A 15,641-nucleotide genomic window follows, 5' to 3' on the forward strand; every position below is an offset into this window, starting at 1 on the left:
GCGCCGGGCTTGCAAGCCATCATAGCCAGCCTGACGTCTTGACGGCAAAATCTTAACAATCTGTAACGATCTTCTTGGGGGCTTTCCTGGCTTGTGGAGATCCCCTGCTGGCAGAGTAGGCTGAGTAGGAGATGCAGAAGTTCATTCCCCATGGAACGCCTCATTGCCACCTTCAGCAAAAGCTTCTTCACGTGGGGCCGTCGTTTCCTGGTGCAAGCCGGCGACGGTTTGGCCAGCCTGAAAGATACGGCCCTAGACAGCGGCAACCTGCTCCTCTGTAGGGCGCGCATTGCTTTGGCGGATGCCAGCTTCACCACTCTAAGGGCAATTCGCTCTCGCTTCGGCTCGACCCGCTAGCTACCCAGACCTTGCAGCCGATAGAGCTTGGCGTAGAGACCGTTGCGGGCCAGGAGCTCGGCATGGGATCCCTCTTCTTTCAGCTCCCCCCGCTGCAGCACCAGGATGCGATCCACATCGCGGATGGCGGAGAGACGGTGGGCGACGATGAGGGCAGTGCGATCCCGCAGCAGAGTTTGCAGAGCAGATTGGAGGAGGGCCTCGGTGCCCACATCCAGGCTAGCGGTAGCCTCATCCAAGACCAGGATCTTGGGATCCCGCCACATGACCCGCAGGAAGCTGATGAGCTGCTTCTGGCCGCTGGAAAGGTTACTGCCCCGCTCCCGCACAGGGGTGGCATAGCCCTGGGGCAGGCTGCCGATGAACTCGTGCAGGTGAAGTTGGCGGGCAACCCGCTCTACCTCGGCCAGATCCCCTTGCTCGCCTAGGGTGATGTTTTGCTGGATATCCCCGGAAAACAGGAAGCCCTCCTGCAGGAGGACCCCTAGGTGACGGTGCAGCTCAGCCTGGGGCAGGTCGCGAATGTCCACCCCGTCAATGCGGATGCAGCCGCGGCTGACGTCGTAGAGGCGGCAAAGGAGGCGGATGATGGAGCTTTTGCCGGCACCGGTGGGCCCCACGAGCGCTACCTTTTCGCCGGGGCGGATGGTGAAGCTGAGGTCTTTGAGCACCCACTCGCCAGGGTTGTAGGCAAACCAGACGTGCTCGAACTGCACCTCCCCTCTGGCCGTGGGGGGCAGGTGGCGCGGCTGGGCGGGATCCCGAAGGGTCACCGGCAGGCTGAGGATGTGGTCGATGCGTTCCACAGCGGTGAACCCTGACTGGAGGGCAGTGAACTTTTCTGCCAACTGGCGCAGCGGGTTAAAAAAGCGCTGGGAAAAGAGGATAAAGGCGTAGAGGCTGCCCAAGGTCAGAGGCTCCGTGAGCAGGGGCAGGGATCCTCTCCAGTTGCTCTTACTAGCGGCGATGACCTGCTGCCCGCCTACCCAGAGGAGAGCAGCCACTGCCAACCACGCAACCCACTCCAAAACGGCAGAAAGGGCAGCGTCGTAGAAGATGGTCTGATCCACCTCTTGGATATGGCGCCGATTGATGGTTTGAAACATCTTGCTGTTGAGCCGCTCCCGGCAAAACAGTTGCACCACGGCAATGCCCAAGAGGTTTTCCTGGATCCAGGCGTTGAGCTTGGAGAGCTCTTCCCGGGCGCGAAAGTCGGCAAGGCGAAAGCGGCGCTGCAGCTCGAGGACCAAAGCGCTAATAGGCAGGACGAGGAGGATGAGCAGCAGGCCCAGATCCCAGCGCTGGCTGAGCATCACCGTGGCAACGACCAGCAGGGTAAACAGGTCGCTGACAATGCCAACCGCACCGGTGGAAAACACGTCCCCCAACGCTTCCACGTCGCTGGTGATGCGGGTAATCAGCTTGCCCACGGGGGTGCGGTCAAAAAACTGAGCCGGCAGGGCCAGAACGTGGGCAAAGAGATCGTTGCGGATGTCGCGGGTTATCAACTGCCCCAGCTTCTGGCTGGTATACCCTTCCAAGGCTTGAAAAACCCAGCGGACAAGCAGCGTGAGCAGCAACAGGCCCAAGTAGGGCCAGAGGCCGGCAAGGGGCCTACTATCCCCCTGGGCAAAGGCTTGGGCGATGGGGCCATCCAGAGCCCGCTGCAGGATCAAGGGCTGCACCGCATCCGCCAAGGCCAGGGGGGGCAGGAAGGCCAAGGCAGCCAACAACAGCTTCAGGTGCCGCCGGGCGTAGGGCCAGAGCAGCCGCAGCAGCCGCCAATCGCTTCGGGGATCCCTGGAGGAAGCGGCCTCGGAGGAAGAGGTAGGAAGGCTCACGGACTTCTACCCAAGAACGCTGATGACACCTCGTGGAGATTGGTGCGCGCCAGCAAGGAGCTGGGGCCCAGCTAAACCCGACAAGAGTCCGCCAAGCCGTGGTTCAATGTCTCAGCCATGGGCGCAAATCCCATTGCCGCACCGCTGTCGCGAACGAAGACTAGAGGGAAGCTCCGTTCCCCACCTGGGCAGAGAACTGAGAAGGGATCATCTTGGTGCCCACACCGGCATCGGTCAGCAGCTCCAAGAGCAGGGAGTGAGGGGAGCCGCCATCCAGAATGTGGGCAGCGCGCACCCCTTGGGCCAAGGCGCGAATGCAGCACTGCACCTTGGGGATCATTCCCCCTCTGACCACCCCTGTCCGGATCAACTGGCGGGCCGTCTCGATATCCAGGAGCGTAATCAGGGAGCTGGGATCCTCAGGATCCCTGAGAATGCCTGGGGTATCGGTGAGGAGGATTAACTTCTCTGCCCCTAAAGAGGCTGCCAGCTCCCCGGCCACGGTGTCGGCGTTGATGTTGTAGGCTTGGCCGGTCTCGTCAGCGGCCACACTGGCAATGACCGGGATCTGGTTGCCCTCTAGCAGAGTGTGCAGCACCTGCGGGTTGACGCTGCTCACCTCCCCCACAAAGCCAATTTCCGCTCGACCCTGGGAGCGAGCTCTAATGAGGTTGCCATCCCGGCCACACAGCCCCACCGCCGATCCGCCAGCCAGGCTAATGAGCTGGACAATCTGTTTGTTGACTTTGCCCACCAGCACCATCTCCACCACCTCCATGGTGGCGGCATCGGTTACCCGTAGGCCGTCGACAAACTTGAAAGGGATGTCCAGCTTCTGGAGCCAACTGTTGATTTCCGGCCCCCCGCCATGCACCAGCACCGGCCGAATGCCGACACAGGCAAGAAAAACAATATCCCGCAGCACCTCAGCTCGGCGCTCCTGCTGCACCATGGCGGCGCCGCCGTATTTGATGACCATGATGCGCCCCTGGTACTGCTGGATGTAGGGCAGGGCTTCGAGGAGAATCTGCGCCCGTGTTAGGGGATCACAGGCCACAGCCTGAGAGCTGGTTGCTGCCGAAAGAGAGGCGTTGCTCTGCACGGCCAAAAGTCCCGTGTAAAACTTCCCGAAGATCGTACTAGAAACTAGCAGACGGCTAGCTGCGCAAGGTAACCGGAAAGTGCTTTTCTAGCTGGGCCCTCACCTGGTTTTGCGCAGCTTCCACTTCGGCATCGGTGAGCGTGCGATCCAGAGCGCGATAGACCAGCCGGAAGGCCAGACTGCGCTGCCCTGGCGGTACCCCTTGGCCGCGGTACTCGTCAAAAAGCTGCACCGACTGCAACAGAGGGCCTGCCGCCTGGCGGATGACCTCCTCGATTTCCGCCACCGATAGCTCCAGCGGCGCAAAGAAGGCAATGTCCCGGGCGGAGGCGGGGAAAGGGGAAAAGGGGGAAAATTGCACCCGGCCCCGCCTCTCTAGGCTGGCTAGCAAGGGATCCAACTCCAGCTCAAACCCATAGACCTCCTCCGGCAAATCTTTCTCCTGGCAAAGGCGGGGGTGAAGCTGCCCGAATAGGCCAAGGCGGGATCCCTCAATCCAGATGCCAGCCTGTCGACCCGGGTGCAACAGCGGCGATTGCGCCTCAGGGGGATCCGGGCGAAACTCTGGGGTAAACCCCAGCCGCTCCAGTGCCGAGACCAAGAGCCCCTTGGCCTCGAACCAGTCCATGGGTCGGTTGTGGTGCCGCCAGTCATTGGGGTTGAGATCCCCGCCCAGGATGCCCCCCAAGTGCTCCGCCTCTTGATAGGGCTCAGGACTGGAGGGAGGGGCATAGGCAAAGACGTGGCCAATCTCAAAAGCCTGCAGGGGGCCATTCCCCTGGGCCCAGTTGTAGCGGAAGGCCTCCACCAAGCCAGGCAGCAGCGCCTTGCGCACAGCGGAGTACTCGGGGGAAAGCGGATTGGCGATTTTGACCAGGGAGCTGTCCTCGTCCGCCGGACAAAGGGAGATGTGGTACACCTCCGTCAGGCCAATGCCCCGCATCACCTCGCGAATTTGCCGCGTCAAAGTTTCCCGTGTCGAGAGGGATCCCACCAGCGGCTCCGTGGGCAGGGTTTCGGAGAAGCGGTTGTAGCCGTAGAGGCGAGCAAACTCCTCAATCAGGTCGATCTCTCGCTCGACATCCCGCAAGCGATGGGGGGGAACAGATACCTGCCAAACGCAGCTAGCCACGCTGGCCGTCGCGGTAGCGGGGTCGGCCTTGGGGGCAACTGCCTGAGAGCGGGAAAGCTGAAAGCCCAACGCCGACAGGATTTCCTCCACCTCCTCTGGACGCACCTCGTCCCCCAGCACGTCAATAAGCCGCGACAGCCGCAGCTGGAGCGTCCGCTCCAAGGGTGGCCGCTGGTCAAACGTGGTCAGGCCCACCACCGCGCCTCCAGCCAGCTCCAAGATTAACTGCACCGCCCGATCCCGCGCCAGCTCAAGGGTAGCCAAGTTAACCCCTCGCTCATAGCGGGCCGAGGCTTCGGTGCGCAGCCCCTGCAAGCGGGACGAGCGGCGCGTGACCACGGGGTCAAAGAGGGCTGCCTCCAGAAAAACCTTGGTGGTGGCTGCGTCTACTTCCGTCTCCTCCCCTCCCATGACGCCAGCCAGGGCCACCGGTCGGCTGCCGGCAACGATGAGGTGGTTTTCAGCGTGCAAAGTACGGATTTGGCCGTCCAGAGTTTTCAGGGTTTCTCCCGGCTGGGCAAAGCGCACTTCGATGGTGGGTTCCTCCTTGCCCATGACCTGCAGTAGGCGATCCCAATCGAAAGCGTGCAGGGGCTGGCCCCATTCCAGCAGGATCAAGTTGGTAACATCCACAACATTGTTGATGGAGCGCATGCCGGCGGCGGCCAGCCGGTGTTTGAGCCAGTCGGGGGAAGGGCCAACCTTTACCCCCTCAATCAGCACGCCGCTGTAGGCGGGACAAGCTTTGGCATTGGCAATGCGCAACTGGAAGTTGGGGATGGGCAGAGCCTGCAGGGGCTGGACGGGTGGCAGGCGTAGCGGGTTGCGGGTAAGAGCGGCCACCTCGCGGGCAATCCCCACCATGCATAGAGCGTCGGCCCGGTTGGCAGTGGAGGTGAGATCCAGCACCACATCGTCTAGGCCCAGCAGGGGGCGCACATCAGAGCCCAGCGGATGAGCCTTGAGATCCAAATCGGGGGGAAATTCGTGGATCCCTGCCGAAGCTTTCTCCAGGCCCAGCTCAGCTAGAGAACAAATCATGCCCTCCGAGAGTACCCCTCGCTTTTCCGCTTTGGCGATGGTCAGGTTCACGGCGGGCAAATGGGTGCCTGGCGTAGCCACAGGAACCAGCAGGCCAGGACGGGCGTTGGCAGCTCCGCAGACAATCGTGGCCGGCCGTTCGCCTCCCAAATCCACCTGACAGACCCGCAGCCTATCGGCATTGGGATGGGGCTCGGCAGCCAGGATCTTGCCCAGAACCACTCCCTCTGCCCAACGTCGGCGATCCTCAATCTCCTCTACTTCAAAGCCCACCATGGTGAGGGCTTCCGCCAGTTCTTCCGGGGAAAGCTCAAAATCCACCAGTTCCCGCAGCCACTTCAAGGAGATGCGCATCGCTACTCCAGGGTGCCAACGCCGCACCCATTATCAGATCCCCCTCCAAAACCGGCAAGAGACTCCCTATCCCCCGGCAGCAAAGGTGGCCATGAGGATCAATGACAGCAAGATGCCTGGAAAGAGCAGGGCTATCAGGAGCAGGAACTCGGAAAGCGTCATAGGCTAGAGGTAAGCAGAGGCATCACTTTTCAGGCTAGACTCTTCCAGTTGCCTTTCCTCCCTCTGTTTGGGATCTCTTCCGGCTGGCAAGGTCCTGACCCCAATCGCAACAAGCTTTGCCCTCCTGCTGGGTACTTTGGCAGGCCGTAGGCAACCAAGGCAGCCTAGGGCAGGGCATCGAGAGTTCCCACCCTCTAGGGCGGGGAGGATGGCAAAAAAGAGGTAAAGAACTTCTCCAACAGCCGCAATGGGCATTCAAGGCAAGCGCATTGCCGTCGAGCCTGCGGATCTTCGCCCCTGGCTGAAAGCAGCAGTCCTGGCGGGGGGCGGCGAAATTGTGCCCCTCTCAGAAGCAGAAGCCCTGGTCTGGACCGATGGTTTCGACGTGCCAGGTTTAAGGCGTTGCTTGGCAGAGGGCCAAGGGATCCGCTGGGTGCAGTTGCCCTGGGCGGGCGTGGAGCCTTTTGCCCAAGCGGGGATCTTGCATCCCGCCTACGTGTGGACCTGCGGCAAGGGGGTGTACGCCCAGGCAGTGGCCGAGCATGCCCTGGCCCTCACCCTGGCTGGCCTACGGGATCTGAAGATCCGCGCTTTGGCCCAGACTTGGCAGCCGGGATCCGGCACCAGCCTCTGGGGCAAGCGGGTGGTGATTTTTGGGGCAGGGGGCATTGCCCAGGCCCTGATCCAGTTGCTACAGCCCTTTCAGTGCGCCATCGATGTAGTGCGGCGCAGGGCGGATCCCTTGCCGGGAGCCGGCCGAGTGGTGACGCTGGCAGAGCGGCAGTCGGTGCTGGCGGGGGCGGATGTGGTGATCCTGGCCTTGGCCCTCACCCCCGAGACAGAGGGGATCATCGCCCGGCCAGAGCTGGAGCAGATGGGATCCGGCTGCTGGCTGGTCAATGTGGCGCGCGGCAAACACATCGTGACTCCCGACCTGGTGGCTGCTTTGCAAGAAGGAATCATCCGGGGCGCCGCCCTGGATGTTACAGACCCGGAGCCGCTGCCCCCTGGACATCCCCTCTGGAGCTTGCCCAATTGCCTAGTTACCCCCCACACAGCCATTACCGATGCCATGATCATCCCCGCTTTGTCTGAGCGGGTGCGGGAAAACGTGCGCCGCTTTCGGCTGGGGGAGCCTTTGTTGGGGGTGGTAGACCCAGTTCTGGGCTATTGAGCGGGGTTGCTTGAAGCTGCGGCTTTAGACGCGAGCGAGCTCCTGGACGCGGGCGGCGATGGCCTCGGCCATCTCCTGAGTGCCCACAGGCTCCCCTTGGGCCAGGTCATAGGTGACGTATTTGCCTTCGGCAATGACCGACTGCACTGCCGCTTCTACCCTCGCGGCGGCTTCCCGCTCGCCTAGGTAGCGCAGCATCATGGCCCCGGAGAGGATGAGGGCAGAGGGGTTGACCTTGTTCTGACCAGCATATTTGGGTGCTGAGCCGTGGATGGCCTCAAAGACAGCGATGCCATCGCCAATGTTGGCCCCCGGCGCCACCCCCAGCCCGCCAATCATGCCAGCGCACAGATCCGAGATGATGTCCCCATAGAGGTTGGTGAGCACCAGCACATCGTAGAGCTGCGGCTTTTGCATCAGTTGCATGCACATGTTGTCCACGATGCGATCCTCAAACTCGATGTCGGGGTACTCCTGGGCCACCTCCCGCGCCACCTGCAAAAACAGCCCGTCGGTAAACTTCATGATGTTGGCTTTGTGAACGGCCGTTACCTTTTTGCGGCCATTTTGGCGGGCATATTCGAAAGCAAACTTGACGATGCGGCGGCTGCCAAACTCTGAGATGGGCTTGATGGCAATGGCCGATCCCTCGCGGATGAACTTGCCGGAAAGGCGCATCATCTCCTCTCGCGCCTGCACAGCTTCGGGGGTCCCCCTTTCAAACTCGATCCCGGCGTAGAGATCTTCAGTGTTTTCCCGCACCACCACTAGGTCGATGTTTTGAAAAGGGCTTTTGATGCCAGGGATAGATTTGGCCGGGCGCAGGTTGGCGTAGAGGTCTAGCTCTTTGCGGATGGCTACATTGACGGAGCGAAAGCCCGTGCCTACAGGGGTGCCAATGGGCCCTTTGATGGCCACTTTGGTTTCTCGGATGGACTCCAACACCTGCGGCGGCAAAGGCGTGCCGTATTTCTCAATCACCTCTACCCCTGCTTCCACCCGGATCCACTCCAGTTCCACCCCGGTGGCCTCCAAGACCGTGGTCATCGCCTTGGTTACTTCCGGGCCAATGCCATCTCCAGGAATCAACGTTACCCGATAGGCCACAAGTGCTTCTCCTTGGTTGACACCCCACAAGAGCCCCCTTGGCCGCAATCGGCCAGGGATCCCCTGAGCTTAAACGAAGCTTAAACGACTATAGAACAGATTGGGGCCGAGAATGTTGCCCCGCTAACCCTTAGCCTCCCAATCTGGACAGAACTAGAGGATCCGCAGCGGATCCACATCGAGGCTGACGCGGATCCCCTGGGGGATATGTCCAAGGGCGCTGCGCAAGTGGGCATCGATCTGGGCGCGATCCCAGGGCTGACCGGGAAGCTGTTTGAGCAGGATCTGCCAGCGGTAGCGGCCGGCAACCCGTTCCACTTGGGCTGGCCCTGGGCCTAGGATCTCGGCTGGGATCCCTTGCAGGCGTTCGGCCACGCGCTGGCAATAGCGCTCCAGTGCCTCCAGGGAGGTGCTGCTTAGGCGGATCAAGATCAGGGCTCGGTAGGGAGGGTAGCCCCCCTCTTGGCGTTGGCGCAGCTCGGCCTGGACAAAGCCCTCGTAGTCGTGGGCCAGCACCGCTTGCAAGATGGGGTGCTCTGGCAAATAGGTCTGGATAATGGCCTGGCCCGGCAGGGATCCCCGTCCTGCTCGGCCCGCCACTTGGGTGAGCAGTTGAAAGGTGCGTTCACCAGCGCGGTAGTCAGGCTGGTGCAATAGTCCGTCGGCAGCCACTACCCCCACCAGCGTCACCTGGGGAATATCCAGCCCCTTGGTGAGCATCTGGGTGCCCACCAGCACCTGAGCCTTGCCGCTGCGAAACTGCTCCAGCAAGTTGCGGTGGGATCCCTTGCGGCGGGTGGCATCGCTGTCGTAGCGCAGGATCCCTAGCTGCGGCCAGTGCTGCTGCAGCACCTCCACCACCTTCTGGGTGCCAGTGCCGAAGTGCTTTAGGTAGGGCGAACCACAGGCAGGGCAGCGCTGGGGATGGGGTTGGCGGGCGCCGCAGTAGTGGCAGCGCAGCTCCTGCCCGCCCTCTAGGTGAACGGTAAGGGAGACGTCGCAGTGGGCGCAGGTGAGGACAAAGCCGCAACTGCGGCACAAAACAAAGGTGCTGTAGCCGCGGCGGGGGACAAAGAGGATGGCCTGTTCCCCCCTCTTCAAAGTCTCGTGCAAGGCTTGTTGCAGGCGACGGCTAAGAATGCTGCGGTTACCCGCCTGCAGCTCTTGGCGCATGTCCACCAGCTCCACCTGGGGCAGGGTGGCCGGGATCCCCGCCTGAGGAATGCGCTGCGGCAGGGCCAGACGAACCCAGCGCTGCGGGTCCTGGAGGTGGGCGGCGTAGGTTTCCACTGCGGGTGTGGCGCTGCCCAAGACCAGGGGACAGTTGGCCAGCTCAGCCCGCCACTCCGCCACTTGTCGAGCGTGGTAACAGGGCTGGGGCTGATCCTGCTTGAAGCTGTCGTCGTGCTCCTCGTCCAAGACAATCAGGCCAAGATTGGCCAAGGGGGCAAACACCGCCGAGCGCGTGCCAATGACCACCTGGGGGACAGAGATCACCATCTGCCGCCAGAGGTCGTAGCGCTCCCCTGCCGAGAGGCCGCTGTGGTAGGTCCACACGCGGGATCCCAGCCGCGCCCGAAAGCGGTCCGTCAGTTGCGGGGTAAGGCCAATCTCCGGCACCAGCACCAAGGCCGACCGTCCCTGCTGCAGCACCTGGGCAATGACCTTCAGGTACACCTCCGTCTTGCCCGAGCCGGTGACCCCGTGCAGCAGAAAGCGTTGGTTTCGCCCCAGAGCTTGGCCAATGGCCGCCACTGCCTCGGCCTGGGCTGGCGTCAGAGGCTTGGGCCGATCTTGCTCCACAGGCCGGTCGGCCTCCCCCAGCCGCAGCAGGGGCCGCTCGTAGAGGTGCACCCGGCCTTTGCGGGCCAGGCTCTGCAACACCGACCGACTCACCCCCGCCAGACGCTCCCACTCGACTAGCAGCAGCTCCCCCCCTTTTTGCTTGAGGATCTGCAGCGCTTTCTGCTGGGGCAAGCTCAGCCCCTCCAGCGAGTCCTCCACCAAGGTGGCTGCCTGCTGGGTTTTTACCCTACCCCCCTGCTGCTCCTGCCAGAAACTTTCCACCCAACCCCGCCGCTGCAGCTCCCGCAGGGCCAGCTCGGCGCCGGGCACCTGCTGCTGGAGGTAGCGCCAAGACAGCTCCCCCCCTTTTTCCTGGAGCAGCCGCAGCAAAGCCTGGGCGGCCGGCGAACATTCCCCTTGGGGGGATCGAACCAGGCGGATCCGTCGCTGGGAGCGGCTAAGCAAGCCAGGGGGCAAGACCGTGCGCACCACCTGCGCCAGGGGGGTGAGATAGTAATCGGCTACTCGCTGCAGCAGGGGCCAGAACTCCTTGGGCAGGATCCCTTTGGCCACCACTGCCTCAATTGCCCGCACCGACTGGGGCTCTACCCCTGCTGGTAACTCGGCACGCCAGCCCAGCGCCACTGCCCCCGCTACCTGCTGGCCAAAGGGGACACTGAGGAGGTCGCCGGCCTCTGGCTCCCATCCCTCCGGCACGCGGTAGATGAAGCACCCTCCTAAACGAGGATGATCCACCCACACCTCCAACCAGCGGGGAGGAGCGGACTGCAAAACGGGATCCCTCACGGGCGGGACAAAAACCGCGGCAGATCTACCGCCCGCTTCCCGGCCCGAGCCAGCAGGGGTCGCGGCTGAAGCGCGGGCTTGGCGGCTTGGAGGGAAGCAGGAGACTCCGCTCCCTTGGGTGTGTCAGCCCCTTTGGCAACCCCATCAACCCGAGCTGGGATCTCTAGACCCCTGCGCTCCAGGGCCGCCTTGAGGCTAAGCACATGCATCTGTTGCTGCTCGCACTTCTCTTTCAGGGATCGGTTCTCTTCTAAAAGAGCCTCTCGCTCTGCCTGCAAAGCCTTCACCTGCGCCTCCAAGGCTTCGGCTTGTTCTTGCAAATGGGCAATGGCCACCTGGGCAGAGCGTAGCTGCGATTGCTTGGCAGATTGCTCGGCAAGCTCATCCAAAGCCGCCTGAAGCTGCTGCTCCAACGCCTCGATGCGCTGCTGAGCTTGGGCGTACTGTTCCTGCCAGTGGGCAATTTCTGCCTGGGCTTGGGAGAGGGCTGCCTCCAATTCCTGTCGTTGTTCTTGCCAGCGCTGCTGCGCTTCCGCTTCCGTCTCCGCATAGCCCGCTAGCCGCGCCTCAAGGCGCTCCCGCTCTCCCTGCCAAGCTGCCTGCTGCTCGCTGTAGAGAGCCCGCAGTCTGCTCAGCTCTGCCTGCGTTTCCGCCAGTTGGGTGCGGGCTAAAGAAAGCTCGGCCTTGAAACGCTGTAACATCTCCACCCGTTTTTGGGCCAGATCCTGGGCTTCTACTAGCGAGGCTTGGAGCTCCTGCTGACGGTGTTCCCACTGACGGCGCTCCTGGGCATGGGCCAACCGCAGCTGCTCAAGCTGCTCCTGCAGGGCCTCAATATCTTGGCGCTGCCGCTCGTTGAGTCGTTGTCGTGCTGCCAGCTGAGCTTCTTGCTCCGAGAGCAGAACCTTTTGCTCTGCCAAGGTTTGCTGGAGCTGGTGCAGAGCATGCTCCCGCTCCTGCAGCTGAGTGCGCAGGGCTTGCACCTCAGCCTGCAGGCTTTCCTGAAGGGTGCGCCGCTCTTGCAGTTCCGCTTCAGCTTTGAGCAGCCGGGCCTCCAACTGCTGCTGCCACAGGGCCGAAGGCTGCTCTGACTTGGGATCCGGTTCCGAGACAGAGTCCTTGACCGAACGGCCAGCCTGTGCCTCGGGAAGGGTAGGGTCCAGCTTGCCTGAGGAGGGAACCTGCATAGGGAGAGGAAGCAGTGGAGGTAATGACGAGGCTTCTTGAAGTATAGGGAGATTTTCTAGGGGGTTCAAGCTAGCGAGCAGAGCTCCATGCCTTCTGGCTCCCAGCTAGGCAAAGCAGCTGCCCTAGCTTTCTGCTCCTCTTAACTCCCTCACTCCCCAGCCTAACTACTGTCATGGAGCTTAGCGGACTCGAACCGCTGACCCCTTCAATGCCATTGAAGTGCTCTACCAACTGAGCTAAAGCCCCAAGTCCCACTAGAAGCTAGAAGTGTGGACAACAGCCTTACTTCTAATTTTAGCCTAGAGAAGCGGCCTTGCTGACCAAAGGTACCAGCTACTTTTGACCTCTCTCCAGCTTTGGAAGATCTCTACCCCACGCCTGCCAGGGACTTTACGTAGTCCCCTAGTCCGCAGTGGGGGCCCTCAGCCGCCCGTACTTCTCCAGGCTCTAGCCCTGGCAATACCCTGCCGTAGGCTACCTAGGTGACAACTGCAAGTATACTACAACCCTCCCCCGTCTGCACTGCCCTTCCCCTCGCTCGCCTGCAGAGCAGTGGGGATGCAGTCGCTACAAAAGCCTGCTGGGTGATAGAACAAAGTCAGTGACAGCGGGGGGGTTGTGACTCAGGAAAGCCAGTTGAACCGCATTTTGGCGGCTGCTTTGCTGGTGGTTTGCCTAATTGCGGCCCTTGTCGGCAGTAGACGCCCTGCAGCCGAGTTGGCTCGAGGGGGAGCTCCTCAAGGGGCAAGTCGCATCGAGGTGGTCGCTCTCGAGGGTCCTATCGGCGGCTTGCGCCGCTCAAGCTTGGTGGGCTTGCCCACCTCCCCTTTAGAGCAGCTGTGGGAAGCGGTTGACGATAGCGCTGTCAAGGCTGTCCTGCTGCGCATCAACAGCCCAGGCGGGGCCGTGGGATCCAGCCAGGAACTCTACCGTGCCGTTACCACCCTGCGCGAAGCCGGCAAGCCTGTGGTGGCCGTCCTGGAGGACATTGCCACCAGCGGCGGTTACTACGTGGCCAGTGCTGCCGACAAAATCTACGCCAACCCCGGCACCCTGACTGGCAGCCTAGGGGTACTCATCAGAGGCCTTAACTTTAGCAAGCTGCTCGACACTTACGGCATAGAGCCGCAGACCTTCAAAACCGGCGAGTACAAGGACATGCTCTCCCCCTTTCGCCCTGCCACTCCCCAAGAGCGGCGTCTGCTGCAGGAGCTGGTGGAGAATACCCTCGACCAGTTTATTCGCGATGTGGCCCGCGGGCGCCAGCACTTGCCGGAAAAAGGGGCGGAAGAGGTGCTGGATGCGGAGATGATTGCGCGGCGGCAGAGTTTGGATGAGGTGCGACTGCGCCAGTTGGCCGATGGGCGCCTCTTCACCGGAGCGCAGGCGGTGGAGCTGGGCCTAGTGGACGCCTTGGGGGGGTACACCGAAGCCGTGGAGGATCTGCGGCGGATGACCGGGGATCCCTCTCTGTCGCCGGCAACCAGAGACCCGTTCCAACGCGCCCTGCGGCGGCTATTGAGCCAAGGGCTGCCTCCAGCAGGGCAAAGCTTCTGGCTGGGTCAACTGCTGGGAGACGAGGAGGCTGGCGGGATCCCAGAGCTGCCGCTGTTGTGGATGGCGCCGGCCTGGACTTTGCGCTAAATCTAACCTTGGCCGGGTGTGAGGGTGAGTTGTGGATCAACAAGAAGTGTCCACGTTGGGCGACGCTTCTGCTTTGACCGCGGTTGCGGCGCCGGGAGCAAGGACAGACTCCTGGACGGCGTTTAACCCGGAGCTAGAGCTGCTAACCAGCCGCGCGTGGGTGGAAATTGACGCAGCCCAGTTGCGAGAAAACCTAAGGCTGTTGCAAGCCCGCCTAGGCCCAAACGTCGAGATCTGGGCGGTGGTCAAGGCCAATGCCTACGGCCATGGAGCTCAGCTAGTGGCTCCTCTGCTGGTGGCTGCTGGGGCCAAGGGGCTATGCGTGGCTACGCTGGCCGAAGGGATCGAGCTGCGCCAGACAGACCTACAGGTGCCGATCCTGGTCTTGGGCGCTTTGAATACCTGGGCGGAGCTCCAGCAGGCCATGGCAGCGCGGCTGGAGATTAGCCTTACCCGCGCCGAGCAGATCCCCCTGCTGCGCCAGGTGGCCTCCTGGGCCGGGCGGCCCGTTCCAGTCCACGTTAATGTCGATACCGGCATGACCCGCCTGGGGATCCCTTGGCAGGAGGCTGCCGCCGTCTGGAGGCAGATCTGCCGGATCCCTGAGCTAGAGATCTGTAGCCTATTCTCCCACTTTGCAACAGCAGACGAGCCCAACTCGCCGGCAATGGCCCAGCAAGAGGCCCGTTTTGCCCAGGTGGTAGAGCAGATCCGCCAGGCTGGGGATCCCTTGCCGCCGTTGCATCTGGATAACTCCGCCGCCGCCCTCACCCGCCTTCACTACTCCCGCGTGCGGCTGGGGCTAGTCCTCTACGGCTTGTCTCCTGCTCCTCACCTGCAGGTGCCTGGGCTTAGACCCATCCTGCGCCTTAAAGCGCGGCTGACCCACATTCAAACGGTGCCTGCCCACACGGGTGTCAGCTACGGCCATCGCTACATCACCCGCCGTCCCAGCCGCATTGCCACTCTGGCCATTGGCTATGCCGATGGGATCCCAAGGCGGCTTTCCGGCTGGCTGCGAGGGTGGGTGCGTGGCGGCCTGATCCAGCAGGTGGGCACCATCACCATGGATCAGTGCATGTGGGACGTTACCGAGAGGCCGGACATCCAAGTGGGAGACGTGGTGGAGCTGTTGGGCCCCCATCTGGGCAGCATGGGCTTATCGATCCAAAACTGGGCCGATCAGTTGGGCACTATCCCCTACGAGTTGCTTTGCGGGCTTTCTGCTCGCCTGCCAAGGGTGCTAGTCAACGCCTGAGCCTGCCACTGGCGCAAGCTCCCACCAGTTAGAGAATTCCCGTCCCCTGGGGCTTTTTCCTGAGCTTGCTTCTTTTCCTCTGGTTTGAAGAACTCACGTCCCTTGCTCGAAAGGCCAGAAGAAAGCCGCTGCTCCTTGTAATCTGCCTCAATTTGTGAGACAATTAGAAAACTGTGCTTTTGCTTGCACGGCTCTTGTCGTCTATCTGGCCAATTAGGGGATAGTATGGTACACACGCTATCTGGCCAATTAGGGGATAGGTCTCTGGCTCTAATCGGGATCCACTGCATCCTAGAGCTGTACGACTGCCCGGCCCACCTCTTGGATGATGTCTCCCTGGTGCAGCAAGCCTTGCGGGAGGCGGCAAGACGCTCCAACTCCACCCTTTTGGGTGAGCTTTACCATCCCTTTGAGCCGCAGGGGATCACGGCGCTGGCCCTCTTAGGAGAATCCCACATCTCCATCCACACCTGGCCTGAAGTGGGTTATGCGGCGGTGGATGTGTTTACCTGCGGGCGCCATACGCGGCCTGAAGCAGCCTGTGAATATTTGATTGAGGTCTTTCAAGCGCGACGGCATTCGCTGCGCAAGCTGCCTCGCCGAACCACGGAGCCGGCGTCCCTTGAGGAAGTGACGCCCTTGCCTGAGGCAGTTAGTTGTGAAACAGCTAGACGAAGGCGCTGAGATTG

11 protein-coding genes and 1 tRNA gene are annotated in these 15,641 nt (G+C 62.0%); 5 read left to right on the forward strand and 7 right to left on the reverse strand.

What is annotated here, in order from left to right; translation table 11 throughout:
* Window positions 1-150 precede the first annotated feature (150 nt).
* A complete protein-coding gene (locus NW804_RS08495; protein WP_414393856.1) occupies window positions 151-357 on the forward strand; it encodes a hypothetical protein in 207 nt (68 codons plus the stop codon).
* Here the strand turns inward: NW804_RS08495 and NW804_RS08500 are convergent.
* From NW804_RS08500 to pheT, 3 genes are all read right to left on the reverse strand, one after another.
* A complete protein-coding gene (locus tag NW804_RS08500) occupies window positions 354-2,198 on the reverse strand; it encodes an ABC transporter ATP-binding protein (RefSeq protein WP_414423322.1) in 1,845 nt (614 codons plus the stop codon). The two genes, NW804_RS08495 and NW804_RS08500, sit on opposite strands and share 4 nt — an antisense overlap.
* 160 nt (window positions 2,199-2,358) lie before the next feature.
* The gene (gene argB, locus NW804_RS08505) at window positions 2,359-3,255 is read right to left on the reverse strand and encodes an acetylglutamate kinase (protein ID WP_414423333.1); all 897 of its coding nucleotides are present in this window, start codon (window positions 3,253-3,255) and stop codon (window positions 2,359-2,361) included.
* Between the two features lie 100 nt (window positions 3,256-3,355).
* A complete protein-coding gene (gene pheT, locus NW804_RS08510; protein WP_414423323.1) occupies window positions 3,356-5,827 on the reverse strand; it encodes a phenylalanine--tRNA ligase subunit beta in 2,472 nt (823 codons plus the stop codon).
* A 409-nt stretch (window positions 5,828-6,236) separates the two neighbouring features.
* On the opposite strand from pheT, the gene NW804_RS08515 reads away from it, so the two are divergent.
* Complete coding sequence (locus NW804_RS08515; RefSeq protein WP_414420592.1) at window positions 6,237-7,163, forward strand: D-isomer specific 2-hydroxyacid dehydrogenase family protein; 927 nt, start codon at window positions 6,237-6,239, stop codon at window positions 7,161-7,163.
* Between the two features lie 24 nt (window positions 7,164-7,187).
* Here NW804_RS08515 and NW804_RS08520 read toward each other — a convergent pair whose 3' ends face one another.
* From NW804_RS08520 to NW804_RS08535, 4 genes are all read right to left on the reverse strand, one after another.
* Window positions 7,188-8,270: an isocitrate/isopropylmalate dehydrogenase family protein gene (locus NW804_RS08520; protein WP_414393849.1), complete on the reverse strand. Its 1,083-nt coding sequence runs from the start codon at window positions 8,268-8,270 to the stop codon at window positions 7,188-7,190.
* Window positions 8,271-8,423: 153 nt separating this feature from the next.
* Window positions 8,424-10,817: a primosomal protein N' gene (gene priA, locus NW804_RS08525; protein ID WP_414423334.1), complete on the reverse strand. Its 2,394-nt coding sequence runs from the start codon at window positions 10,815-10,817 to the stop codon at window positions 8,424-8,426.
* Window positions 10,818-10,858: 41 nt separating this feature from the next.
* A complete protein-coding gene (locus NW804_RS08530) occupies window positions 10,859-12,049 on the reverse strand; it encodes a hypothetical protein (protein ID WP_414423324.1) in 1,191 nt (396 codons plus the stop codon).
* 174 nt (window positions 12,050-12,223) lie between these two features.
* A tRNA-Ala gene (locus NW804_RS08535) sits at window positions 12,224-12,296 on the reverse strand.
* A 390-nt stretch (window positions 12,297-12,686) separates the two neighbouring features.
* On the opposite strand from NW804_RS08535, the gene sppA reads away from it, so the two are divergent.
* From sppA to speD, 3 genes are all read left to right on the forward strand, one after another.
* Window positions 12,687-13,694, forward strand: coding sequence for a signal peptide peptidase SppA (sppA, locus tag NW804_RS08540; protein ID WP_414423325.1), 1,008 nt, complete (start codon window positions 12,687-12,689; stop codon window positions 13,692-13,694).
* Window positions 13,695-13,740: 46 nt separating this feature from the next.
* Entirely contained in the window at window positions 13,741-14,952 is a 1,212-nt protein-coding gene (gene alr, locus NW804_RS08545) for an alanine racemase (RefSeq protein WP_414423326.1), read from the forward strand.
* 225 nt (window positions 14,953-15,177) lie between these two features.
* Window positions 15,178-15,636 carry an adenosylmethionine decarboxylase gene (gene speD / locus NW804_RS08550; protein WP_414393840.1) on the forward strand — a complete coding sequence of 153 codons (459 nt, stop codon included), beginning with the start codon at window positions 15,178-15,180 and terminating at the stop codon, window positions 15,634-15,636.
* Window positions 15,637-15,641: the final 5 nt, after the last annotated feature.

This window comes from Synechococcus sp. WC10meta, from assembly GCF_047461475.1.

Excerpts from the sequence above, each read along its gene's own strand:
- NW804_RS08495 (WP_414393856.1), top strand. The coding sequence starts at position 151 with ATGGAACGCCTCATTGCCACCTTCAGCAAAAGCTTCTTCACGTGGGGC.
- pheT (WP_414423323.1), bottom strand. The coding sequence starts at position 5,827 with ATGCGCATCTCCTTGAAGTGGCTGCGGGAACTGGTGGATTTTGAGCTT.
- NW804_RS08515 (WP_414420592.1), top strand. The coding sequence starts at position 6,237 with ATGGGCATTCAAGGCAAGCGCATTGCCGTCGAGCCTGCGGATCTTCGC.
- NW804_RS08530 (WP_414423324.1), bottom strand. The coding sequence starts at position 12,049 with ATGCAGGTTCCCTCCTCAGGCAAGCTGGACCCTACCCTTCCCGAGGCA.
- speD (WP_414393840.1), top strand. The coding sequence starts at position 15,178 with ATGGTACACACGCTATCTGGCCAATTAGGGGATAGGTCTCTGGCTCTA.